The 24,394-nt window shown below is 61.6% G+C and carries 23 protein-coding genes; 13 read left to right on the top strand and 10 right to left on the bottom strand.

Translation table 11 applies throughout. The features are described from left to right. The first annotated feature begins 88 nt into the window (after positions 1-88). The 8 genes from BLJAPNOD_RS12660 (at position 89) to BLJAPNOD_RS12695 (ending at position 9,768) form a co-directional block, all read left to right on the top strand. Positions 89-2,563, top strand: a complete 2,475-nt coding sequence (locus BLJAPNOD_RS12660) for a glycoside hydrolase family 2 protein (RefSeq protein ID WP_115420061.1) — start codon at positions 89-91, stop codon at positions 2,561-2,563. Between the two features lie 6 nt (positions 2,564-2,569). Continuing rightward, positions 2,570-3,265, top strand: coding sequence for a D-lyxose/D-mannose family sugar isomerase (locus tag BLJAPNOD_RS12665; RefSeq protein ID WP_115420062.1), 696 nt, complete (start codon positions 2,570-2,572; stop codon positions 3,263-3,265). Positions 3,266-3,340: 75 nt separating this feature from the next. After that, positions 3,341-4,102 carry a sugar phosphate isomerase/epimerase gene (locus BLJAPNOD_RS12670; RefSeq protein ID WP_115420063.1) on the top strand — a complete coding sequence of 254 codons (762 nt, stop codon included), beginning with the start codon at positions 3,341-3,343 and terminating at the stop codon, positions 4,100-4,102. A gap of 16 nt (positions 4,103-4,118) precedes the next feature. Beyond that, positions 4,119-5,297: a Gfo/Idh/MocA family oxidoreductase gene (locus tag BLJAPNOD_RS12675; protein ID WP_115420064.1), complete on the top strand. Its 1,179-nt coding sequence runs from the start codon at positions 4,119-4,121 to the stop codon at positions 5,295-5,297. A gap of 148 nt (positions 5,298-5,445) precedes the next feature. Continuing rightward, positions 5,446-6,513 carry a DUF4274 domain-containing protein gene (locus tag BLJAPNOD_RS12680; protein WP_115420065.1) on the top strand — a complete coding sequence of 356 codons (1,068 nt, stop codon included), beginning with the start codon at positions 5,446-5,448 and terminating at the stop codon, positions 6,511-6,513. A 157-nt stretch (positions 6,514-6,670) separates the two neighbouring features. Next, a complete protein-coding gene (gene mgrA / locus BLJAPNOD_RS12685; RefSeq protein WP_115420066.1) occupies positions 6,671-7,699 on the top strand; it encodes an L-glyceraldehyde 3-phosphate reductase in 1,029 nt (342 codons plus the stop codon). 377 nt (positions 7,700-8,076) lie between these two features. Then, positions 8,077-9,183, top strand: a complete 1,107-nt coding sequence (locus BLJAPNOD_RS12690) for a TRAP transporter substrate-binding protein (RefSeq protein WP_077503791.1) — start codon at positions 8,077-8,079, stop codon at positions 9,181-9,183. A 171-nt stretch (positions 9,184-9,354) separates the two neighbouring features. After that, positions 9,355-9,768, top strand: coding sequence for a cupin domain-containing protein (locus BLJAPNOD_RS12695; RefSeq protein ID WP_077503790.1), 414 nt, complete (start codon positions 9,355-9,357; stop codon positions 9,766-9,768). 732 nt (positions 9,769-10,500) lie between these two features. Here the strand turns inward: BLJAPNOD_RS12695 and BLJAPNOD_RS12705 are convergent. Together BLJAPNOD_RS12705 and BLJAPNOD_RS12710 are read right to left on the bottom strand one after the other, a co-directional pair. Beyond that, positions 10,501-12,288, bottom strand: a complete 1,788-nt coding sequence (locus tag BLJAPNOD_RS12705; RefSeq protein ID WP_115420068.1) for a TRAP transporter large permease subunit — start codon at positions 12,286-12,288, stop codon at positions 10,501-10,503. After that, on the bottom strand, positions 12,285-12,860 hold the full coding sequence (locus BLJAPNOD_RS12710) for a TRAP transporter small permease subunit (protein WP_115420069.1): 576 nt from the start codon (positions 12,858-12,860) through the stop codon (positions 12,285-12,287). Before BLJAPNOD_RS12710 ends, BLJAPNOD_RS12705 begins: the two co-directional genes overlap by 4 nt. Before the next feature lie 345 nt (positions 12,861-13,205). Here BLJAPNOD_RS12710 and BLJAPNOD_RS12715 point away from each other — a divergent pair, with 345 nt between their 5' ends. Further along, on the top strand, positions 13,206-14,846 hold the full coding sequence (locus BLJAPNOD_RS12715; protein ID WP_115420070.1) for a glycoside hydrolase family 43 protein: 1,641 nt from the start codon (positions 13,206-13,208) through the stop codon (positions 14,844-14,846). A 111-nt stretch (positions 14,847-14,957) separates the two neighbouring features. Continuing rightward, positions 14,958-15,350: an RcnB family protein gene (locus BLJAPNOD_RS12720; RefSeq protein WP_115420071.1), complete on the top strand. Its 393-nt coding sequence runs from the start codon at positions 14,958-14,960 to the stop codon at positions 15,348-15,350. 451 nt (positions 15,351-15,801) lie between these two features. Here the strand turns inward: BLJAPNOD_RS12720 and zigA are convergent, their stop codons facing one another. Together zigA and znuA are read right to left on the bottom strand one after the other, a co-directional pair. Next, positions 15,802-17,004 (bottom strand): zinc metallochaperone GTPase ZigA, encoded by a 1,203-nt coding sequence (gene zigA, locus BLJAPNOD_RS12730; RefSeq protein ID WP_115420073.1) that lies wholly within the window; start codon positions 17,002-17,004, stop codon positions 15,802-15,804. 375 nt (positions 17,005-17,379) lie between these two features. Next, a complete protein-coding gene (gene znuA / locus BLJAPNOD_RS12735) occupies positions 17,380-18,429 on the bottom strand; it encodes a zinc ABC transporter substrate-binding protein ZnuA (protein ID WP_115420074.1) in 1,050 nt (349 codons plus the stop codon). Positions 18,430-18,632: 203 nt separating this feature from the next. Between znuA and BLJAPNOD_RS12740 the strand changes: the two genes are divergently transcribed. The 3 genes from BLJAPNOD_RS12740 to BLJAPNOD_RS12750 are packed head-to-tail and all read left to right on the top strand — an operon-like array spanning position 18,633 to position 20,756. Then, positions 18,633-19,538 carry an ATP-binding cassette domain-containing protein gene (locus BLJAPNOD_RS12740; RefSeq protein ID WP_115420075.1) on the top strand — a complete coding sequence of 302 codons (906 nt, stop codon included), beginning with the start codon at positions 18,633-18,635 and terminating at the stop codon, positions 19,536-19,538. Further along, complete coding sequence (gene znuB / locus BLJAPNOD_RS12745; RefSeq protein WP_115420076.1) at positions 19,531-20,361, top strand: zinc ABC transporter permease subunit ZnuB; 831 nt, start codon at positions 19,531-19,533, stop codon at positions 20,359-20,361. Before BLJAPNOD_RS12740 ends, znuB begins: the two co-directional genes overlap by 8 nt. Further along, complete coding sequence (locus BLJAPNOD_RS12750; protein ID WP_077503781.1) at positions 20,361-20,756, top strand: Fur family transcriptional regulator; 396 nt, start codon at positions 20,361-20,363, stop codon at positions 20,754-20,756. The genes znuB and BLJAPNOD_RS12750 overlap by 1 nt, the downstream gene beginning before the upstream one ends. Before the next feature lie 37 nt (positions 20,757-20,793). Here the strand turns inward: BLJAPNOD_RS12750 and BLJAPNOD_RS12755 are convergent, their stop codons facing one another. From BLJAPNOD_RS12755 to BLJAPNOD_RS12785, 6 genes are all read right to left on the bottom strand, one after another. Further along, entirely contained in the window at positions 20,794-21,324 is a 531-nt protein-coding gene (locus BLJAPNOD_RS12755; protein ID WP_115420077.1) for a gamma carbonic anhydrase family protein, read from the bottom strand. A 118-nt stretch (positions 21,325-21,442) separates the two neighbouring features. After that, complete coding sequence (locus tag BLJAPNOD_RS12760) at positions 21,443-22,129, bottom strand: fumarylacetoacetate hydrolase family protein (RefSeq protein ID WP_115420078.1); 687 nt, start codon at positions 22,127-22,129, stop codon at positions 21,443-21,445. 67 nt (positions 22,130-22,196) lie between these two features. Beyond that, entirely contained in the window at positions 22,197-22,403 is a 207-nt protein-coding gene (locus BLJAPNOD_RS12765) for a hypothetical protein (RefSeq protein WP_077503924.1), read from the bottom strand. A 367-nt stretch (positions 22,404-22,770) separates the two neighbouring features. Continuing rightward, a complete protein-coding gene (locus BLJAPNOD_RS12770; RefSeq protein ID WP_077503778.1) occupies positions 22,771-23,010 on the bottom strand; it encodes a DUF982 domain-containing protein in 240 nt (79 codons plus the stop codon). A gap of 156 nt (positions 23,011-23,166) precedes the next feature. Beyond that, positions 23,167-23,406, bottom strand: a complete 240-nt coding sequence (locus tag BLJAPNOD_RS12775) for a hypothetical protein (RefSeq protein ID WP_115420079.1) — start codon at positions 23,404-23,406, stop codon at positions 23,167-23,169. Positions 23,407-23,927: 521 nt separating this feature from the next. Beyond that, positions 23,928-24,347 carry a GNAT family N-acetyltransferase gene (locus BLJAPNOD_RS12785; protein WP_115420081.1) on the bottom strand — a complete coding sequence of 140 codons (420 nt, stop codon included), beginning with the start codon at positions 24,345-24,347 and terminating at the stop codon, positions 23,928-23,930. Positions 24,348-24,394 lie beyond the last annotated feature (47 nt).

Genomic DNA, 24,394 nt, shown 5'->3' on the forward strand with positions numbered 1-24,394 from the left:
ATGAGGAAACGCGCCGGCTTCCATCCTGCGGCGCGTTTCGACACACTGGCATGCCGGCGCTGTGGCCGGTGATCAACGGAATATGAAAATGCTCTCTGAGGACCTGAACCGAACCGCTTGTTATCTCGATCTGGCAGGCAACTGGCAGCTTGCCGCAAGCGATCAAAGCCATGCCGTCACCATGGCCCTGCCGGGCGATGTGCACACGGCGCTGCAAAGGGCCGGCGTGATCGACGACCCCTATGTCGGCCGCAACGAGGACGACGTGCAGTGGGTGGCGCACAAGGACTGGGTGATCGAGCGCACGGTTTCGATCGATGCCGATGATCTCGGCGGTTACTGGTATCTCGACCTCGACTGCATCGACACGGTTGCCTCCGTCTTCGTCAACGACCGGCTGGTGCTCGAGGCAGACAATTGCTTCCGTCGCCACCGTCCCGACGTGTCGCGCGCGCTTGTATCAGGCGAAAACCGCATCCGCATCGTGCTGCCGTCCTCGATAACAGAGGGTACGCGCCGACAGGCGGCGCAACCTTTTTATGTGCCCTACCATCCCGGCAATTCGCCGATCGCCAACGGCAACATGCTGAGGAAACCCCAGTGCCATTTCGGCTGGGACTGGAATATCGCGATTGCACCGCTCGGCGTTTACGGCACGCTGGCGCTGCGCCGGCTGGAGATCGCCCGCATCGAGCATGTGACGACAAAACAGATCTGGCTCGACGATGGCTCGGTCGATCTGCTGGTGACCGTCACGCTTTTCGCCGACGGACCGGGCATCCTGTCCGTTCATTTCTCGCTCGACGACCAGAGGGAGCGGCTCGATTGCGCCGTCGGCACTGGTGAGACCCGCATCACCCATGTCTTTACCGTCACGGATCCGAAACGCTGGTGGCCGGCCGGAAGCGGCGAGCAAAACCTTTCGCTGCTGACCGTCGAGGTGCCGCAGGAGCAGGTGAGCCGACAGATCGGTTTCCGCACCATCGAGCTTTTGACCGACAAGGACGAGGCAGGCAGTCGCTTTGCCTTCCGCGTCAACGGCCGCGAAATCTTCTGCCGTGGCGCCAACTGGATCCCGGCCGACGCGCTGATGTCGCGGGTGACGCCTGATGGTGTCGAGGATCTACTGACCTCGGCGGTCGATGCCAACATGAACATGATCCGCATCTGGGGCGGCGGCTTCTATGAGCCGGACTGGTTCTACGATCTCTGCGATCGGCTGGGCCTGATGGTCTGGCAGGACTTCATGTTCGCCTGCAATCTCTATCCCTCGACACCGGATTTTCTCGACAATGTGGCAGCCGAGGTCGACTACCAGGTCAAGCGTCTGTCGTCTCATCCGTCAATTGCACTCTGGTGCGGCGACAACGAATTGGTCGGTGCGCTCACCTGGTTCGACGAGCCGCGCAAGGACCGCGACCGCTATCTGGTTTCCTACGACCGTCTGAACCGCACGGTTGAAGTGGCGCTGAAGGGTGCCTTGCCGGAGGCGATCTGGTGGCCGTCAAGCCCGGCATCCGGCTATCTCGATTTCGGCGACGCCTGGCATTCCGACGGTTCCGGTGACATGCACTACTGGTCGGTCTGGCACGAGAACAAATCCTTCGACAATTATCGCTCGGTGCGACCGCGCTTCTGCTCGGAGTTCGGCTTCCAGTCCTATACGTCGATGCCAGTGATCCGGCAGTTCGCGGGGACAAAGGACCTCAATATCGCCGCCCCGGTGATCGAGAGCCACCAGAAGAATGTCGGCGGCAACGAGCGCATTGCCGGCACGATGTTCCGTTACTTCCGCTTCCCCAAGGATTTCCCGAGCTTCGTCTATCTCAGCCAGGTCCAGCAGGGACTGGCGATCCGCACGGCCGTCGATTACTGGCGCTCGCTCAAGCCCCATTGCATGGGCACGCTCTACTGGCAGCTCAACGACACCTGGCCGGTCGCCTCCTGGTCGAGCCTCGATTACGGCGGCAGCTGGAAGGCAATGCATTACATGGTGCGGCGCTTCTTCCAGCCGGTGGCCGTTGCCGCCATTCCGTCAAACGAAGGCAGGGAGATCAGCTTCTCGATGGTCAACGACACAGCCGCGCCGGTGACGGTGGAACTGCAGGCCTTCGTCGTCACGCTTGACGGCAAGCGCGAGCCGTTGATGGCGGCAGCCGGCACATGCCCGCCGGACCGGGCGACGACCTTGGTCAGCATCGCTGCACGCGACATTCCCGCAAACGCACTGTTGTTCTGGTCCTTCGAGGCTTCGAACGGCATGTGCGGCGAGGGGCATCACGTGAACGGAACCTACAAGGCGCTCGATCTTCAGCCTTCCAAGCTGACGCTTGCCGTAGCGCCTGTGGATGACGGTGCCTTCGACGTTTCAGTCACGGCCGACGGCTTGGCCCTGCATGTGATGATCGAGGCCGATGTTTCCGGGCGCTACTCCGAGAATGCCTTCGACCTCACCGAAGGGGAAACGAAGGTCATCCGCTTCACGCCGAAGATGCCGCTCGCCGAAGGTATGCTGCCACGCTTTGCCGTCTTCGATCTCGAATCCTGCCAGGGAAAGGGGTGACCCATCATGAAACGTAGCCACGTCAACGACATTATCGCCCGCAGCGATGCCTTCATGCGCAGCTTCGGCTTCACGCTTCCACCCTTTGCCTACTGGAAGCCGGAGGAGATGAAGGCGCGCGTCGCCTCCGATTGCCCTGCCATCTACGATGCCCGTCTTGGCTGGGACATTACCGATTATGGCAAGGGCCGTTTCGACGAATTCGGCCTCGTGCTCTTCACGCTCCGCAACGGCGATGTTTCGAACCTCACGACAGGGCAGGGCATGGTCTATGCCGAAAAGCTGATGATCACCCGAAACGGTCAGGTCAATCCGCTGCATCGCCACGCGATCAAGACCGAGGACATCATCAACCGCGGCGGCGGCACGCTCGTGCTGCAGATGTACAATTCGCGCCCCGACGGCAGCGTCGACGAGGAGAGCGATGTCGAGGTGGCGACCGATGCGCGGCTGCGGCGGCTGAAGGCCGGCGATCTCCTGAAGCTGCTTCCCGGCGAGAGCGTGACGCTTCTGCCCGGCAACTGGCACGCCTTCTGGGCGGAGGATGGAGACGTGTTGATGGGCGAGGTTTCGACCGTCAACGACGACCTCACGGACAATTACTTCCGCGAACCCGTCGGTCGCTTCTCGGCGATCGAGGAAGACGCATCCCCCGTCCATCTGCTGGTGTCGGACTACGACACCTGGCTCAGGGCGGGATGACAACACGGGCGGGATGTCCCTGTCCCGCTCCTACCGATCAGACCGATCACAATGATTTCCCGAGGAGGATCTTTGATGAAAGATGTCAGTTTCCAGCTCTATAGCGCCCGTAATTTCCCACCCTTTGCCAATGTGCTGAAGGCGCTCGGCGATGCCGGCTACAGCCAGGTCGAAGGCTACGGCGCGCTCTACGCAGCACTCAGCGACGCGGAGATCGCCAGCTTCAAGAGCGGTCTCGACGAGAATGGCCTGGCCATGCCGACGGCGCATTTCGGTCTCGACATGCTCGAAAGCGATCCGGCACGCGTGCTCGAAATCGCCAAGGCGCTCGGCATCCGCGCGATCTATTGCCCTTACCTGCTGCCGGAACATCGCCCGACGGACGCCGCCGGCTGGCGCGCCTTTGGCGTGCGCCTGCAGAAGGCCGGAAAGCCCTACCGCGATGCCGGCCTCATCTTCGGCTGGCACAACCATGATTTCGAATTCTTTGCCTTGCCGGACGGCAGCATTCCGCAGGACCTGATTTTTGCGGGCGGGCCGGATCTCTCCTGGGAGGCTGACATCGCCTGGATCATCCGTGGTGGCGCCGACCCGATCGCCTGGATCAAGAAATATGCCGACCGGATCACCGCCGTGCACGTGAAGGACATCGCGCCATCAGGCGAGAAGAAGGACGAGGACGGCTGGGCCGATGTCGGCGAGGGCACGGTCGACTGGAAGGGCCTGTTCCAGGCGCTTTCGGGCACCAAGGCGCGCTATTTCATCGCCGAGCACGACAATCCGAGTGACTTCCAACGCTTTGCCAAGCGCTCGCTCGCCTCCATCCAATCCTATTGAGAAACAGGTTCACTCCATGACCAAGGAACTTGGCGTCGGCATCATCGGATGCGGCAACATCTCCACCACCTATTTCAAGCTTGCGCCGCTTTTCCGGGGCATCAGGATCGTCGCCTGCGCCGATATCAATGCGGCGGCAGCCGAAGCGCGGGCGACTGAGTATGGCGTCAAGGCGGAGAGCATCGAGGCGCTTCTCGCCAATCCGGATGTCGATATCGTCGTCAACCTGACGATCCCGGACGCCCACTTCCCAGTATCGAAGAGCATTCTCGAAGCGGGAAAACACGTCTACTCGGAAAAGCCGCTGGTGCTTTCGTTGGAGCAGGGCGAGGAACTTCGCGCTCTTGCCAGGGCCAAGGGCCTGACGGTCGGCTGCGCCCCCGATACCTTCCTCGGCGGCGCGCATCAGCTTGCCCGCAGCGTGATCGATGCCGGCAAGATCGGTCGCGTCACGTCGGGCACCTGCCACGTTCTGAGCCCAGGCATGGAGATGTGGCATCCGAACCCGGACTTCTTCTTCCTGCCGGGGGGCGGGCCGATCCTCGATCTCGGACCCTACTATATCGCCAACCTGATCAACCTGATCGGCCCGGTAAAGCGTGTCGCGGCGCTCTCTTCCATGGCCAATCCGACGCGCACGATCACCAGCGAACCGCGCAACGGTGAAGAAATCCCGGTCAAGACGCCGACCAACATTCATGCACTGCTGGAGTTCGCGAACGGCGCGACGATCACGCTGTCGGCAAGCTGGGATGTCTGGTCGCACCGCCACGCCAATATGGAACTCTACGGCACCGAAGGTTCGATCTTCGTGCCCGATCCCAATTTCTTCGGTGGCAAGGTCGAGGCGAGCGGCCGCGACAAGGACATCCAGCCGCTCGAAATGTGGGATCACCCCTTTGCGGTCGAAAACCAGGAGCACCCGCAGGGGCCGATGGCGAACTACCGCACCGCTGGTCTTGCCGATATGGCGATCGCCATTCTGGAAGGCCGCGATGCCCGTTGCTCGCTCGACCGCGCGCTGCACGGCGTCGACGTGATGGTGTCGATCCTGAAGTCCGGCGAGGAGGGGCGTTTCATCGAGCTCACGACCACCTGCACCCAGCCGGCAGCGCTCGGGATAGAGGAGGCACGGGCGCTGCTGCGCCAGGTGGAAGAAGAGGTGCTCTTAGAGCGAAGCGCCGCAGCCTCCTAGTTCAACGGCTGCCCGAATTCGCACTGGGGCGCTTCCAAAGGGGGAGGCCCCCAGTGCGATGGCCAGTGACGGTACATTTCCGATACCGCTTAACCTCTCGGCAATGCAGGGTGCATAATGTACTAGAAGTGCAATCTGGGGTGTTGGTGTGCGTGTCGAGACGCTGTTTTGGATCGTCGTTGTCGTCCTGAGTTGTCTGTTCCTTCTCTACCGGCATGTGAACCGGCGCAGGCTGAACAGGGCACTGGGCAAATTGCCCGAAATCTATGACGCGGCTCGCGCAAGCTTTCTATCCGGTTCGCGCGCACGGGGCCACGGCATTTTGCCACTGGACGCCATGCTTGGCACGCTGGAAGCGTTCTCCGAGGCAAAGGGCGGCGGGCCGCCGCCGGAATTTGCCGACCTCACCAAACGCGAGATGCGCTTTTTCGAATTGTTGCACGCTACAACGAGCATGAGCGATCGGGAATTCAAGCGCACGCTTGCCCGGCTTTCTAAGCAAGAGCAGAAGACATTCCAAGAATTGCGCGACCTTTACGGCGGGCCGGCACTAGGTAAATCATACCCTCGAGCGCGGATCGATCGTATGGCCGCCAAGTGGCGGTCGAGGCGCGAAACCAAGCTCGCCGCCGAGCACCAACGCGTAGAGGATGAGTATTGGTCGAGGTTCGATCAATTGCAGATTTACCATGTCCCCGAATGGCTCAAGACGGAAGCGCCGCGGGATCCTGACATGTGGCACAAATTGGTTGGTCTGAACTGGGACTATTCTGAAATCTATGACATTCTCCTCTGGGTCGTGAGTCAGCCCGAATGCGATGCGTCAACAGCAATACTCATTCTGCAAATGATGGCACCAGATGTGGCGATGGAGCTGGCTTCAGGCGGTACGCAATGGCTTCCTTCTGGCGGGATTGCAGATCAGATAGTCTCAAGTGAAGTCGGGCTGCTTGCCATGATCGGCAAACGGTCGGAAGAAGAGAGCTTTGTTCGCCACGAACTGCTGCCGGATCGGCCGTCTTCAGAAGAAGGTAACGCAGCGCTGCTCGGTATGATGCTTGACGAAAAGCAGCGGATAGAAGGTGAGGGGCGCACGTTGCCGTTCCCATTGCCGGTGAAGCTTTTGTCAAAGCCGCATCCCCCGATGGGGCGTAAGCCGAAGACTGATTATAATGTTCACGATGGCTGCGTCCTCCTGCCGAAGTCTCGTCCTTGAAGCTGGAAACTGTGTGCAACACTTCGAATAAGGATTCCGGGTGTCCTGCATATGCGCTAGAGCTTGCCCTGCAGAGTTTCCGACGCAGGCTGCGGAACCTTTCAGTATTTTGGATGGCGGCTGACCGTCACCTGCACCCGATCGCGGAGAAGTAACAATGACCTGGCTACCGGCGGAAAACCGCTACGACACCATGAAGTACAACCGCGTCGGCCGCTCCGGCCTGAAGCTGCCGGCGATCTCGCTGGGGCTCTGGCACAATTTCGGCGGCGATACCCCGCACGACCGCAAGGTCGACATGTGCCGGACGGCATTCGATCTCGGCATCACTCATTTCGATCTCGCCAACAATTACGGCCCGCCTCCGGGCTCGGCCGAGACCGCCTTCGGCGAAATCATGCGCACGGACTTCGCGCATCTGCGCGACGAACTGATCATCTCGTCCAAGGCCGGCTACGACATGTGGCCGGGCCCCTATGGCGAGTGGGGCAGCCGCAAGTATCTGATCGCGTCCTGCGACCAGAGCCTGAAGCGCATGGGTCTCGACTATGTCGACATCTTCTATTCGCACCGCTTCGATCCGGACACGCCGCTGGAAGAAACCTGTGGCGCGCTCGACCATATCGTGCGTTCAGGCCGGGCGCTCTATGTCGGCATCTCCTCCTACAATTCGCAGCGTACCCGCGAGGCGGCCGCGATCCTGAAGGACCTTGGCACACCGTGCCTGATCCACCAGCCGAGCTATTCCATGCTCAACCGCTGGATCGAGGATGACGGCCTCGTGCACACGCTGGAAGATCTCGGCATCGGCTCGATCGTCTTCTCGCCGCTCGCCCAGGGCATGCTGACGACGAAGTATCTCGGCGGCATTCCGCAGGACAGCCGTGCTGCCCAGAACCACTTCCTCAAGAAGGACTTCATCCGGCCGGAGATCATCGACAACATCCGCAAGCTCAACGGCATTGCCGAAAAGCGCGGCCAGACGCTGGCGCAGATGGCGCTTGCCTGGGTGCTGCGCAACGGCCGCATCACCTCGGCGCTGATCGGCGCCAGCCGTTCCGAGCAGATCGTCGATTGCGTCAAGGCGCTTGAAAACGACACGTTCACGGCGGAAGAGCTGGCCGAGATCGATCTTTACGCCCGCGAAGCAGACGTCAATCTCTGGGCCACGTCGGCCGAGCTTTAGTCCGCCGAATATATTGATTTGCCTCGATTTTGGGCAATGAACACGGCCTTCCGGCGCATTAGACAAAAGTCGAAGATGCGCCGGAAAGCGTCCGCTGGACATGCATAAGTGAGCGTGTAAGGTGCGTCGATGCCGCCGGTTCGCGTTGCGACACGGATGGCTCTGAGGCATGTCGCACAAAATTGCGAAGCGGTTTTGTGATGACGACATGCGCAGCAAGAAAGAATAAGGCGCAGGCAGCGTCTGCGAGAGATCGCGATGCGCTTTAGGAGGAGGAGCGGGGCCTTGCACATGCCACAATGGCAGTGAGGTTCCATTGGGCGAAGGTGCGACCACGGTAGCGCCGGATTTTGCCTTGGCGGAAATAGGGAGGAACCATGGATCGCCGTTCATTCATTAAAAACGCAAGCCTCGGCGGCTTGGCTGCTGCTGGTGCGTCTGCGCTCGCATCGCCGGCCATCGCGCAGGCAAACCCGAAGATCAACTGGCGCCTTGCCTCGTCGTTCCCCAAGTCGCTGGACACGATCTATGGCGGCGGCGAAGTCCTGTCGAAATATGTTTCCGAAGCGACCGACGGCGCTTTCCAGATCCAGGTGTTTGCAGCCGGTGAAATCGTGCCCGGCCTGCAGGCGGCTGACGCTGCTGCTGCCGGTACGGTCGAGGCCTGCCATACGGTCGCATACTATTACTGGGGCAAGGACCCGACCTGGGCGCTCGGTGCGGCCGTTCCCTTCGCGCTCAACGCGCGCGGCATGAACGCCTGGCACTACCATGGCGGCGGTATCGACCTCTTCAACGAGTTCCTGGCGACCCAGGGTCTCGTCGGCTACCCCGGCGGCAACACCGGCGTGCAGATGGGCGGCTGGTTCCGCAAGGAAATCAAGACCGTTGCCGATATGCAGGGCCTGAAGATGCGCATCGGCGGCTTCGCCGGCAAGGTGGTCGAAAAGCTCGGCGTCGTGCCGCAGCAGATCGCCGGCGGCGACATCTATCCGGCGCTCGAAAAGGGCACCATCGACGCTGCTGAGTGGGTCGGCCCCTATGACGACGAGAAGCTCGGCTTCTACAAGGTCGCGCCCTACTACTACTATCCCGGCTGGTGGGAAGGTGGCCCGACGGTCCACGCCATGTTCAACAAGGCGGCCTTCGACGGCCTGCCGAAAAACTACCAGTCGCTGCTGCGCACCGCCTGCCAGGCAACCGACGCGAACATGCTGCAGAAGTACGACTACCTGAACCCCTCGGCGATCAAGCGCCTGGTGGCATCAGGCGCCAAGCTCAGCCCGTTCAGCGCCGAAATCCTGTCGGCCTGCTTCGAAAAGGCCAACGAAGTCTACGCCGAAATGGAAGCCACGAACCCGACCTTCAAGAAGATCTGGGATTCGATCAAAGCATTCCGTGGTGAGTACTACCTCAACGCCCAGATCGCCGAATACAACTACGACACCTTCATGATGATCCAGCAGCGCGGCGGCAAGCTCTAAGCCTGCACCCGGCCAAAGGAGCTTCCCATTGCTGATGGGAAGCGGCATCGAACGGACGAAAACCGCTCGCAACCTCGGTTGCGGGCGGTTTTTTCGTTCCGGCTACCTATGGGCGTGGTTTGCTGATTTCGTGGTAAGGTTGTCGCCTCAGCGCTCGAAGAGGAGGATGCCATGCCGAGCGAAAACCAATCGATCGTGCTCGGCCCCGGCGGCGGCCGAGGTTACGACATGGGCGCGATACAGGCCGTGTTCAAAGCCGACGGTCCGGAAACCCAAGGCCGGTTTTCAATCTCCGAATGGTGGGTGGAGGCGCGTCACGAGGGGCCGGGCGCGCACAAGCACGACGACCAAGACGAGATCTTCTATGTGATCGAAGGAACCGCCAACATTCTGGTCGGCGACACCTGGCACCGGATGGAGAAGGGGTCGATCTGCGTCATCCCGCGCGGAACCCTGCACGATTTTCGCAACGAGAGCACGTCGCGCATGGGCCTGCTCAATGTCTTCGTCGGTGGCCCGTTCGAAGAGATGATGCCGATGATCGTCGACTGGTATCGCGACAATCCGGCCAAGCGGCTGGACTGAGGGTTTGCTTTAAGCGCTTCTGCGCTGATGAACTCGGCGACGAAAGGAAAACGGGCGACCCTGACAAGGGCCGCCCGAGCATGACAATCAAGCTTGAGAATGCTTGTTTGACGGGAGGCTCGTTCAGGTCTCCCTCATTCCGGCCTTGTGCCGGAATCCAGCGAACTGACGTCCGTCAGATCAAAGACCTTTCACCCCAAGGACTTGGGTTGGCTAGATTCCTGTGACAGGCACAGGAATGAGGGAGGGCTTGGCAAGGGCCGGCCCGAGCATGATGACAAAGCTTGAGGATGTCTGTTGGACGGGAGGCTCGTTCAGTTCTCCCTCATTCCGGCCTTGTGCCGGAATCCAGCGAACTGACGTCCGTCAGATCAAAGACCTTTCACCCCAAGGACTTGGGTTGGCTAGATTCCTGTGACAGGCACAGGAATGAGGGAGGGCTTGGCAAGGGCCGGCCCGAGCATGATGACAAAGCTTGAGGATGTCTGTTGGACGGGAGGCTCGTTCAGTTCTCCCTCATTCCGGCCTTGTGCCGGAATCCAGCGAGCTGACGTCCGTCAGATCGAAGGCCTTTCAGCCCAAGGACTTGGGCTGGCTGGATTCCTGTGACAGGCACAGGAATGAGGGTGGGCGTCGTTAGCGCCGCGCCGTCCCGATGGCCCGCTAACAGCTAAGGATGACTTTGTCAGCAGTCTTGGGAGCGGCCCTGAATGGGGCCGCCCCGATTTGCCGTTACTTGAACGAAGGCGGCTGGCTGAGGTCGTTTGACGGTGCCGTCTGCGGCTGCCCACCGCCGCCCTGATCGGCCGGCTTCTGGTCGAGCGGGCTGCCGCCGGGAAGCTGGAGGCCGCCAGGAAGGCCGAGGCCGCCGCCATTGTCGGGGAGCGTCAGCCCGCCGCCGCCGGCACCGAAGCCGGGCACCTCGATCTTGATGGTGTTCGGATCGATGACTTCGCCGCTTCCCTTGTAGTGCATGACCATCTGCGGGAACATGATCGTCAGTGCCACCATGATGATCTGGATGCCGACGAAGGGCACGGCCCCCCAATAGATCTGCCCCGTCGTCACCGGCTGCGTGACCTTGCCGGTGACCTTGTCGAGATAGGGCACCTTGGCCGCGACCGAGCGCAGATAGAAGAGCGCGAAGCCGAAGGGCGGATGCATGAAGCTCGTCTGCATGTTGATGCCGAGCAGCACGCCGAACCAGATCAGGTCGATGCCGAGCTTGTCTGCGGCAGGAGCCAAGAGCGGCACGATGATGAAGGCAAGCTCGAAGAAGTCGAGGAAGAACGCCAGGAAGAAGACGAGCAGGTTGACGGCGATCAGGAAGCCCGTTTCGCCGCCCGGCATCGCCGTCAGCAGATGTTCGACCCAGAGGTGACCGTTGACCCCGTAGAAGGTCAGCGAGAACACGCGGGCGCCGATGAGGATGAACAGCACGAAGGCCGAAAGCCTCGTCGTTGCCGCGAGCGCCGAACGCACGACCTCCATGGTGAGGCGGCTCTTTGCCGCTGCCATGATCAGCGCGCCGACCGCACCCATGGCGCCGCCTTCCGTCGGCGTGGCAATGCCGAGGAAGATTGTGCCGAGCACCAGGAAGATCAGCGCCAGCGGCGGGATCAGCACGATGATGACCTGCTGGGCAAGCCGTGACATCGCATTGATCTTCAGGCCACGGTCGAGAAGGGCCACGACGTAGATGAAGGCAACGCCCGCGGTCGCGCCGAGGATGTCGGCATTGGCTCCATTCGTCGGGTAGAGGTAGATATGCGCGCCGTAGGCGAATGCGGCGGCAACGACGAGTGCGACCAGCAAGGAGGTGACGCCGGAGCCGAGTGTGCGGGCGGCCAGCGGCAGCGCCGGCATGGAGTCACGCCGGACGAACGTCATGATCAGGATATAGCCCATATAGAGGCTGGTCAGGATCAGGCCCGGGATGAGCGCGCCGGCATACATGTCGCCGACCGAACGGCCGAGCTGGTCGGCAAGGACGATCAGCACCAGCGACGGCGGGATGATCTGGGCGAGCGTGCCGGAGGCGGCAATAACGCCCGAGGCGACCTTCCGGTCGTAGCCGTAGCGCAGCATGATCGGCAACGAGATCAGGCCCATGGCGATGACCGAGGCGGCAACGACGCCGGTCGTGGCTGCAAGCAGCGCGCCGACGAAGATGACGGCATAGGCGAGACCGCCCCGGATCGGGCCGAAGAGCTGGCCTATGGTGTCGAGCAGGTCCTCCGCCATGCCCGATTTCTCGAGCACGATCCCCATGAAGGTGAAGAAGGGGATGGCGAGCAATGTGTCGTTCGACATCACCCCCCAGAACCGGTCGGGAAGCGCGTTGAGCAACGGCCAGGAGAGGTTGATCGAATCCGACATGGGAGCAAGCTCCACGCCGATGATGAAGAACAAGAGGCCGTTGGCGGCAAGAGAGAAGGCGACGGGATAGCCCAGAAGCAGGAACACGATCAACGAAACGAACATGATCGGTGCCAGGTTTTCAGCAATGAATTCGATCATGGACGGGCCTCCGGAGCGACGACGTCGTCAAGCGGCGCATGCGTCGGCACATATGGCGTCGGGTCGTCCATCTTGCCGGTCATGATCGCGATCTTCTTGATGATCTCGGAGACGCCCTGGAAGGCGAGCAGCAGGAAGCCGAAAAGCAGGATCGCCTTGGCCGGCCAGATGATCAGGCCGCCGGCACTCGATGAGCCTTCGCCCGACACGTAGGACATCTTCACGTAGGGCACTAAGTAGTAGAGCATAAGGAGAACGAAAGGCATCAGGAAGAACACGTGGCCGAACAGGTCGATCCAGTGCTGAACGCGGCGCGAGAACTTGCCGTAGACGACATCGATGCGGATATGTTCGTTCTGGCTCAGCGTGTAGGCGGCAGCCAGCATGAATGCCGCGCCGAACAGATACCACTGCGCCTCGAGCCAGGCGTTCGACGACATGTTGAAGATTTTCCGGATGATGGCGTTGCCGGCGCTGACGAGCACAGCGATCAGGATGAGCCAGGACACCGACTTGCCGATGAACTCCGTCGTCGTGTCTATAAGTCGGCTGAAGCCGAGTAACGCTTTCATCGATTTCCTCCCCGCAGTGGCTGTTTTGGTTTTTGTGCCAAGCACAGTCAGAGTGCCGATTTCAAGCCCGCGTTCAAGTCCGCGGCTCGATTTTCCCGGTTAGTTCCGCCACCCCAGACTAAAGTCGAATGGGTCTGAAAGGCGATTGCCCAATCCTTGTGCACGACAGGCTGCTGGCCAGTATCGCCAGTGGGTTTCACTTGCAGATGTGAATGTCGGTGACCCCGATACTGCCGGAAGCACGCCAGCGGCGGCATATGTCCTGCCGTCAACTGTAACGTTGCAGGCTTGAAAAATCGCAGGTTTTGGGGCTGGATGCGGCCGACAATTGGAGGACGCCCTGGTATGACTGCCCTGATTCGCAATCCGATCCTGCCCGGCTTCAACCCGGACCCGTCGATCTGCCGGGTGGGCGATGACTATTACATCGCCACGTCCACCTTCGAGTGGTATCCGGGCGTGCAGATCCACCATTCGCGCGATCTGGTAAACTGGCGGTTGGTGCGCCGTCCGCTGGAGCGGGCAAGCCAGCTCGACATGCGCGGCAACCCCGACAGCTGCGGGGTCTGGGCGCCATGCCTCTCCTATGACGACGGGCTGTTCTTTCTCGTCTACACCGACGTGAAGCGTTTCGACGGCAACTTCAAGGATGCGCACAACTACATCGTCACGGCGGAGGCGATCGAATCGGTCTGGTCCGACCCGGTTTATGTGAATTCCTCCGGCTTCGACCCTTCGCTGTTCCATGACGACGATGGCCGCAAGTGGTTTCTCAACATGCAGTGGAACCATCGCACGACAAGTTTTGGCGGCTCGCCGAAGCATCCGGCCTTCGACGGCATCCTGCTGCAGCAATGGGACGAGCGAAAGCGCAGGCTTACCGGGCCGGTGAAGAACATCTTTGCCGGCTCGCCGCTCGGTCTGGTCGAGGGACCGCATCTCTTCAAGCGCAACGGCTGGTACTATCTGACGACGGCGGAAGGCGGCACGGGATACGATCATGCCGTGACCATGGCGCGGTCGCGCACGATCGACGGTCCTTACGAGATGCATCCGGATACCTACCTGATTACCGCGAAGGACCATCCCGACGCGCCGCTGCAGCGCGCCGGGCACGGGCAATATGTCGAGACGCCGGATGGGCAGGCCTACCACACGCATCTCTGCGGCCGGCCGCTGCCGCCCGAGCGCCGCTGCACGCTTGGCCGCGAGACGGCGCTGCAGAAGTGCGTCTGGCGCGACGACGGCTGGCTCTATCTCGAAAACGGTGGGCCGGTTCCCGAGATCACGGTTGAAGCGCCGGGTGCCGCCCGGAGCCTGACGTCGCCGCGTGTGGTCGAGACCGATTTCGATGAAACGGCGCTACCGTCCGAATTCCAATGGCTGAGAACGCCGCTGCCCGAGCGGATCTTCTCGCTGGAGAGGCGGGCAGGGCATCTGAGGCTTTTTGCCCGCGAAAGCATCGGCAGCTGGTTTGAACAGGCCCTCGTCGCCCGTCGGCAGGAGCATCATTCCTTCCGCGCTGAAACCTCCGTCGAATTCGCGCCCGGGACCTATCAGCAGGTGGCAGGGCTCACACACTACTACAACCGCCATAAGTTCCATGCGCTCGGCCTGACCTGGCATGAGACGCTCGGGCGCGCGCTGACAATCCTGTCCTGTCCGGGCGACTTCCCGCATGGCCGGCTGCAGTTTCCTGTTGGCAGCGGCATCGCGGTGCCCGAAGGGCCGATCGGGCTTGCGATGGAGATCCGCGACAACGACCTGCAGTTCTTCTGGCGTCAGGATGCCGCGGCAGATTGGCAGGCACTCGGCCCGGTGCTCGACGCCGGCGTCGTCTCGGACGAGGGCGGCCGTGGTGAGCATGGGTCGTTTACCGGCGCCTTTGCCGGCATGTTTGCCTTCGACACATCGGGCGGGGGACTGGCGGCGGATTTCGATGGGTTCCGTTACGTCAGCCTGTCCGAAGGGGGGATTCGTTTGTAAGGAAAGTCTTATAAGTGTTCAATATCATTACCTATTTGTAATGTAGTGTTTCATATTCCGTTCAGGAAGGCGGATCTATTTTCGGGGCGTAAATAACGAAAGGATACCCCGATGAAACGTCTCCTGACCGCCCTGGTCGCCAGCTCCTTCCTGATCACGCCGGTCGCAGCCTTCGCGCAACCGGCGGGTTCCTTCGAAGTCGCTCAGAACCATGACCGCTATCAGCGCCGGCCCGCAGACCGCCACACGGACCGGAACGTCAATCGGCATGTCGACAAGCATGTGACCATCGAGAAGCGCGTTATCATCAACAAGCGGGAACGCTGGTCGCGTGGCCATCGCCTGAGCCCGGCCGAGCGCCGCCATATGGCGCAGGTGCGTGACTACCGCCGCTACAAGCTGCGCCAGCCGCCGCGCGGCCAGCAGTGGGTGCGCGTCGACAACGACTTCCTGCTGATCAGCCTGGCGACCGGCGTCATCGTCGGTCTGGCAACGGCCCGTTAAGACGCTTTGGGTTGCAGGCCAAACTACTGGAAAACCCTGAGAGCAGTTGTTTGACGAAAACCGAGAACCCAACCTCCTCATCCTCGCCTTTGTGGCGGGGATCCATTGGCCCGATGTCTATCGGGCCAAAAGACCCTCAGCCCAAGGACTTGGTCTGACTGGATTCCTGTGACAGGCACAGGAATGAAGAAAATTTTCTGTCACCCCTGAGATTGGTAATGGTCGGCCGGTCCTCAACGTCAACTCCGAGGCATTGACGGAGCGTCCGCACACTCGGTCCCCTCGCGCTCGCCAAAGAGCAGCCACTCCAGCGGACCGGGCGGGAAGAGAACCTCTTCCACCTCATCCCGTCCGTCGAAGAACGGATCGAACATCGGCACCGGCCTGCCGGCTGCATTGAGTCCCATGCAAGTGTAGCGCGGCCGCCGCTGTCGCTGTCCCGCCGGCTGCATCACGCCGCCCGTTGCGACCAGCTTGCGAAGGGATCCGGCAGGTCGCGCCAGCGGTCCGGTTGGAAGCTGGCGTCATTGACCAGGCAGGCGTCGAGTTCGGCGGTCAGCGTGGCCTGGTCCATGGGGTTGGCGCCGATGAAGACGATCTCCTGGCGACGGTCACCCCAGACGGGATCGATATAGGGGCCGACGGCCTTCAGGAAGCCCGGGTCGCGCGGCCATTGCTCCCTCGGCACCGCCGCCCACCACAGGCCCATCTTGGAGGTCCTAACCAGCGCGCCGGCCTGGCTCAACTCACCGACATGGTAGGGCCGCGTCGCCAGCCAGAAGAAGCCCTTGGCGCGCACTACACCTGGCCAGGAACGATCGAGAAATGCCTGGAACCGGGTGGGATCGAACGGGCGGCGCGCCTTGTAGACGAAGGAGCGGATGCCGTATTCCTCAGTTTCGGGGATATGATCCTTGAAGCCGTGCAGTTCCTTGTACCAGAGCGGGTGCTGCTCGGCCTTGGCAAGGTCGAAGCGGCCGGTACCGAGCACGTCGCGAAGCTCCACCTTGCCGAAATCCACTTCCACCAGTCGCGCATCCGGGTTCAGTCCGATGATGATCTTGCGCGCCGCATCGTGCTGCTCCGGTGTCGCCGTGCCGATCTTGTTGAGCACGACGACATCGGCAAATTCGATTTGCTCGACCAGCAGGTCGACCAGTGTGCGGGTGTCGCCTTCACCCGCCGTCTCGCCGCGATCGGCGAGAAAATCGAGCGAAGCATAATCCGCAAGCAGATTGGCGGCATCGACCACCGTCACCATGGTGTCCAGACGAGCGACATCGGCAAGGCTCTCGCCGTCCTCGTCACGAAAATCGAAGGTGGTTGCGACGGGCAGGGGCTCGGAGATGCCGCTCGATTCGATCAGCAGGTAGTCGAACCGGTTCTGTTCGGCGAGATTGCGGACCTCGCGCAGAAGATCGTCGCGCAGCGTGCAACAGATGCAGCCATTGGTCATTTCGATCAGCTGCTCCTCGGTGCGCGACAGGTTGGCGCCGCCGTCGCGGATCAGTGCGGCGTCGATGTTGATCTCGCTCATGTCGTTGACGATAACGGCAACGCGCAGGCCGTCGCGATTGCTGAGCACATGGTTGAGCAGCGTCGTCTTGCCGGCGCCGAGAAAGCCGGAGAGCACGGTTACGGGGAGCTTTTCCATTGTCGTTTCCTATATGTTATATCGTTACGCAAGACGTGTTTATAAAAAGCGGACGCTTGCGCCCGCTTCCAGACTGATAACAAAGCCACCCACGTGACCTGTTCGGCATTCGAGTGCCTTGGCGCCGGTAAGGCGCCCTCATCCCTGTGCTTGTCACAGGGATCTCTAGCAGTTCCGTAGGAACGGCGGGACCAGCCCAAGTCTGTGGGCTGAAAAGTCCTCTGCCCGACGGACGTCGGATCACTGGATCCCCGCCACAAGGGCGAGGATGAGGAGAATGGTATGCCTGTCTCGTCAAACAAGCCATCTCAGTGGTTTGTCATCAGTCTGAATGGTGGGCGCGAGCGCCCGCCATCGCCACTTTGGGAGGACGGATCAGCTTGCCGAGGTGAGGCAGGTCTTGAGCGACGTGCCGATGCCTTCCATCAGCTGGAAATAGAGATCCGGCCCGGCCTCGATCGTGGCGGCTTCCGGGTCGAGCGTGCCGGATTTTGCCGGCGTTCCCTCGATCACGACGTTGATCAGCTTCGGCTCGAACTGCGGTTCGGCGAAGACGCAGGTCGCGCCCAGTTCCTTGATCTTGGCGTGGATCTGCGACAGCCGCTCGGCACCCGGCAGAACCTCGGGGCTGACGGTGATCGAGCCGGCCACCCGCACCTGATAGCGATGCTCGAAATACTGGTAGGCATCGTGGAAGACGATGAAGGGCTTGTCCTTCACCGATGCGACGGTTTCAACCAGGGACTTGTCGAGCGCGTCGAGACGCTGGTTGAGCTTCTCAAGGTTCGCCTTATAGGCGGCCGCATTGTCAGGGTCGGCTTCTGCAAGCGTCTTCTCGATCTCGGCTGCCATCGCCTTGGCATTCTGCGGGTCGAGCCACAGGTGCATGTCGAAGCCGTCGTGGTCGTGATCATGGCCCTCATGCGCATGGTCGTGATCATGGGCGGCGGCGGCCTCAGGGGCTGCTGCGTGGTCGTGTTCTGCCTCGCCCTCGGCGTGTTTGTGACCTTCCTCGCCATGGCCGGCTTCGCCTTCGTGGCCCTCATGACCATGATCATGCGCCTCGAATGCGCCGCCTTCACGGAACTTCAACTTCTCAAGACCCGGTGCTTCGCTGAGCTCCACCACCTTGGCGTCGCCGCTCAGCGCATCGAGCGGCTTGTCGAGAAAGGCTTCGAGACCCGGACCGACCCAGAAGACTACCTTGGCTGCCTGCAGCGCCGCAGCGTTCGACGGCTTCATGTTGTAGGTATGGGGCGAAGCGGCGCCCTCGACGATCAGCGCGGGTTCACCGACGCCCTGCATGATCGAAGCGACGAGCGAGTGGACAGGCTTGATCGAAGCCACCACATTAGGCCCGGCCGCAGCGACAGGCGACGACAACAGGATTGTGGAGGCAAAGAGCAGGGCGGAAGTCGATTTCATCGGTTTCTCCGGGCTTGAATGTCACGCAGCCCCCTGAACAGTCTATAGTTTTCGGTCAGGGGCAGGCGCAGTTCGGACACTTGAAACACCACGCGCACGTCCGGTTGAACGTGTTGATGTTTCAATGTAATGTTATTACATCAATTGCGTTATGCTATAACGTGTGCGATAGCCAGTGGCAACCGCCAATCCGGAATTTTTTGATGCTGAATTTCCGATCCCCAGAAACGACACCGCTGGTCCGGTTGAACAATGCCGGTGTCAGCCGCAACGGCCGCTGGCTGGTGCGCGGCGTCGAGTTTTCGATCAGTCCCGGCGAGATCGTCACGCTGATTGGCCCCAACGGTTCGGGCAAGTCGACGACGGCAAAGACCGCAATCGGCGTGATGAAGGCCGACGAGGGCTATGTCGAGCGCAAGCCGGGGCTCAAGGTCGGCTATGTCCCGCAGAAGCTTGCGGTCGACTGGACGCTGCCCTTGACGGTCGAGCGGCTGATGACCTTGACCGGACCCTTGAAAGGTCGCGAGATCGAGGAGGCGCTATCGTCAACAGGCGTGCTGCATCTGGCGAAGGCCGAGGTGCAGCATCTGTCGGGCGGCGAATTCCAGCGGGCGCTGCTGGCGCGGGCGATCGCCCGCAAGCCGGATCTTCTCGTGCTCGACGAGCCGGTGCAGGGCGTGGACTTCAGTGGCGAGATCGCGCTTTACGAACTGATCAAGCAGATCCGCAACCGCACCGGCTGCGGTATCCTGCTGATCTCGCATGACCTGCATATCGTCATGGCCGAGACCGATACGGTGGTCTGCCTCAATGGCCATGTCTGCTGCCGCGGCACGCCGCAGGCGGTCAGCCAGAGCCCGGAGTACCAGAAGCTGTTCGGCAGACGCGCGGCCAGCACGCTTGCGGTCTACAGCCACAATCACGATCACACCCATCTGCCAGACGGGCGCGTGCTGCACGCGGATGGCTCGATCACCGAGCACTGTTACCCCGGCGACGGCCATCACCACGACGAGGACGACAACGTGCACGACCATGGCGACGACTGCGGCTGCGGCCACCATAGCCGCCTGCATGGTTTCGAGCTGAAGGAGAAGGGCGATGCTTGACGATTTCTTCGTCCGCGCATTGATCGCCGGCATCGGCATCGCCGTCATGGCAGGCCCGCTCGGCTGCTTCGTCATCTGGCGGCGCATGGCCTACTTCGGCGACACCATGGCACATTCGGCGCTGCTCGGCGTGGCGCTGTCGCTTCTTCTCGACCTCAACCTGATGGTGGCGGTGTTCATCGTTGCAGCTGCCGTGTCGGTCTTGTTGCTCTTCCTGCAGCGGCGCGGGGCGCTGTCGACCGATGCGCTGCTCGGCATCCTCTCGCATTCGGCGCTGTCGATCGGCCTCGTCATCGTTGCCTTCATGACCTGGGTTCGCATCGATCTCGTCGGCTTTCTCTTCGGCGATATCCTGGCGGTATCGGAATCCGATATCGACATCATCTGGGGTGGCGGCATCCTGGTGATCTTCGCCATCGTCTATCTGTGGCGGCCGCTGCTGGCCTCCACTGTCAATCCGGAACTCGCCGAAGCGGAGGGCATGAAGCCGGAGCGGGCGCGGCTGTTCTTCATGCTGCTGATGGCGCTGGTGATCGCCATTGCAATGAAGATCGTCGGCATCCTCCTGATCACCTCGCTGCTGATCATTCCGGCGGCGACAGCCCGGCGTTTTTCGACCTCACCCGAAATCATGGCGGTTCTCGCCTCGGTGATCGGTGCGCTTGCGGTGACCGGCGGACTTTTCGGCTCGCTGCACTGGGATACGCCGTCGGGACCGTCTATCGTCGTTGCAGCACTTGCGCTTTTCGTACTGAGTCTGCTGCCGATCGGGCGGCGTCGGTTGGAGACAGCGTCTCATTCCACGCCTGGAGGGCATCATTGATGGCGACCCCGCAACTGACCAAGAACCAGACGATGGTGATGGATGCGCTCAGCCATTCCGAAGGCCCTTTGAGCGCCTACACCATTCTCGACAAGCTGCGCGACCAGGGGTTTCGCGCCCCGCTGCAGGTCTATCGCGCGCTCGACAAACTGCTCGAGTATGGCCTGGTGCACCGGCTCGAAAGCCTCAATGCCTTCGTTGCGTGCACATGCCCGCACGAGCACGAGCATGACCACGGGGTCACGGCATTCACGATCTGCGAAGGGTGCGGCCAGGTCACCGAGTTCCACGACATCGCGATCGAGCAGCGGTTGTCGGCGCTGACGCGGGCGCAGAACTTCAAGACCGAAAAGACCACCATCGAGATCCGCGGCCACTGCCAGAGCTGCGCCTGACAAAGGCGCGGCCACCGTTGCTTGGAGCGCGTCGCGTTCAGTCGAGCTTCGTCAATTGCATCGCGTAACGCTGCCAGTTCTTGACGTAGTGGCTGGCCGAGCGCTTCAACCCTTCGATTGCGGCATCGTCCAGCTCACGGATCGCCTTGGCCGGCGATCCGACGATCAGCGAATTGTCGGGGAATTCCTTGCCCTCGGTCACCAGCGCATTGGCGCCGACCAGGCAGTTGCGGCCGATCTTGGCGCCATTCAGCACCGTTGCGCCCATGCCGATCAGCGAGTTGTCGCCAATGGTGCAGCCGTGGATGATCGCGCCGTGGCCGATGGTGCAGCCTTCGCCGATGGTTACGGGAAAGCCGGGATCGACGTGGATGACGGTGTTTTCCTGGATGTTGGTGCCGGCGCCGAGCCGGATCGGCTCGTTATCGCCGCGCAGGGTCGCGCCGAACCAGATGCCGACATCCTCGCCGATTTCCACCTGGCCGATGATATTGGCATCCGGCGCCACCCAATAACTGCCCTGTGCAGGCGTTTGCGGGCGCAGCGGTCCAAGGGCATAGAGCGGCATCGGGCGATCCTTGCGGTTAGCGCATCTTCCGCACAGTGCGCGGCAGCAAATGCATCAAGACGGGAAGAAAGAGCGCTTCCGTGACGCCCACCAAGACGGTTGCGGAAGCGCTCAGATCCTAGCGAACGGTGACGGCGAGGGCGGCCACGCCATCGACGCCACAGGTTACCGCGTCGCCGCGCACCACAGGACCGACACCCGACGGTGTCCCGGTCATGATGATGTCGCCGGGGGCGAGCGTGAACAGCCGCGAAAGCTCCGAAATGACCTCGGGAATCCTCCAGATCATCTGGTCGAGATCGCCCTGCTGGCGCAGCTCGCCATTGACCTTCAGCCAGATATTGCCGTTGGCGGGGTGGCCGATCGCCTCGACCGGAACGATTTCGGAAACGGGCGCAGAATGCTCGAACGCCTTCGCCGCCGCCCAGGGCTTGCCGGCCTTCTTGGCTTCAGCCTGCAGGTCGCGGCGGGTAAAATCGATGCCGACGGCATAGCCGTAGACGCAGTCGAGCGCCTGTTCGACCGGGATGTCGGCGCCACCGCTTTTCAGGGCGACAACGAGTTCCACCTCATGGTGCACATCGCTCGTGCGCGGCGGATAGGGGAAGGCTTTGTCTGCCACCAGCAGATTGTCCGGGTTCTTCTGGAAGAAGAACGGCGGCTCGCGATCCGGGTCGTGCCCCATCTCGATGGCGTGGGCCGCATAGTTGCGACCGACGCAATAGACCCGGCGCACCGGAAAACCCACGAGGCTGCCGGCGATCGGCAACAGGACGGGTGGCGAAAGTGGAATGACTGTTTGCATGATTGTCCGGCTGTTTAGAATCCCAGCCGGACGTTAGCACCCTTCCCGGGTGCCGCAAGGGTTTATCTCAGGCGCAGCCCGCGTAAGCCTGCAACTGGTCGCGTGTGAGGAACCGGCCGTCGGAGCGAGAGTTCAGCTCCGGATGGCTGTATTCCAGGCTCGGGACTTGCAGTTCCAGGGCCTGGCGCACGGTCATGATGCCGACATCGCGACGGTCACCACCGCGCGTAACCGTGACTTCAACGATGCGATAGAGATTCTGTTCACTCATGATATCTCTCCCGTTTTCGTTGTCCCTTTGCCGGGACATTATGCTTTTCCCTTGAATGGGACAGAGGCGCTTCGAAATTGGTTTTTGTGAGGCACCTCATGATATACCGGAGAGAAATGAACGTTTCGCGACAGAAATCGGGCCATTTCCGGGAAATTTGTGTGCGTTTTGAAGACGCTGCGCCAAATCGGCACGCAGCCGCAATCATCTCATCCCATGCGCAGGCTCGGTTCCGGGGCGCGTCCGCGCCGCCACGCGTCATTTCTCTGAAAGGGCGTCATACGCCAATCAAATCGTCATCCCGCATGCTCTTCGCATACCAACGACGAAGGGTGAGTGCAGGGCACTCAGGGCAGGCGCAAAAAGCTGCCTAATGCGCTTTCAATTCAGCTTCATTCGCGGCCGAGATGAACAGCAATCGCGCTTCTTCGACAGTCCGACGGCCGTCGATGGCGGCGCGGCAGGCGCTGCGGGCGGCGACGTAGCTCGGTCCGCGGCGCGGCCAATGGTCGGCAAGGCAGGCAAGCGCGTCTGATGGGCCCTTGACGGTGCGGACATCGCCCGTGACGAGGTCTAGTTCGATCGGCTGGTTCCAGATGATTTGATACATGCGTCTCCTCCTCGAGATCATCTCAATGAATGTCGGCATTGGGACGGCTTGCGGCAGGGCTCCTCCCGCGCGGCAAACAGTCAATTGCACTAATGTAGCGCAGGATAACGCTTTTGTAAGCAGCTTTTCCGGGTGCGTTTGGCCGCCTTGCAACCTCTAAGCCGAGGTCGATGTCTCTGCCAGGCGGGAGGCGAACCAGCGGCCAACGACCAGCAGCAATTGCTCGTTTGTCGTGCCCGCCAGATATTCGTCGATCAGCATGCGTGCATGCCGGCGGGCGCGGACGCTGTCGCGCGGCCAGCGGTGCTCGGCGCAGATGTCGTCGAAGACGCGCTGCAGCGTGTCGATATCCGGCTGCGACAGCGCGATACATTGTGTCGAGCGCAAAGGGTTCACGTCTTTCTCCCCCGGCACCCAAGCCGCAGTGCCCGGCGAACTATGCCACAACCCCTGATAATTGAACCCCTCGGGAATAAGGGGTTCGCGACGTGGATCAGCGGGAATTCGCAACTGGCCACGCGTCGGCACACGACGGAGGAAGGCAGGGTCGTGCCGCTCGCGTCGATCGGACCGCCGGCCGCTCAGATCATTGCCGACCAGCGGTTGCTTCAGAGGCCTTCTCCCGGCCGTCAGGATCGCGTCTTGCGGCTAGAAGATCCTGCCAGCGACAGATACAGCTATGGTTGCCGCCAGTGCGGCCAGCATAAGAGCGGCACTGACCGTGACCGCTAATGTTCGGCGCCGTCTTGCGCCGCTCCAATCGTAGCTCATGTTTTCGCTCCGATGACAATCATGCCATTTCGGGACAATCAGCGATTCTGCTTAACAAATTGTTAGGAAGTTGAGCCGGGCAGCAGCGACCGGTCGGCAGAGGATCGCGATGGCCGACGATCCGACCGGCGCCTGCACCGGAAACCTCATTTATCGGCGAGGTGCCGGCGCATGGTCACGGCCGTGCCGAAGCGTGTCGGGGGCTCGCCGCTGACGACAAAGCCGCAGCCGGCATAAAAGCCTCGGGCGTCCGGCGCCGCAACGACGATCAGTGCCAGCGCTCCCCATTGGCGTGCCTTGCGGCAGGCTTCGCAAACTCGGCGGCGGCCTATCCCTTGCGTGCCCATCGGGGGTTCGACGAACAGGCCGTCGAGTTCGACGGTGCCATCCGGGTGGGTGATGGCGACCGCAAAGCCTGCAAGGACTGCATCGATGGTCGCGACCAGCGTTCCGCCCTGGGTGATGTGTTCGATCGGACGATCGATGGCATCGGGATTTTGAAGAAGAAGCGCACGATAGGCCTCATGCGCGAGCGAGGTACGTCGCGGAGGCGCGATCAGCGCCAGGCGTCGTCTGGCCGGGCCGGGCGGATTTCATGGTCGGTCAAGGCTGG

This window comes from Ensifer sp. M14 (assembly GCF_003355565.1).
In the GTDB taxonomy this organism is placed as follows: Bacteria; Pseudomonadota; Alphaproteobacteria; order Rhizobiales; family Rhizobiaceae; genus Ensifer.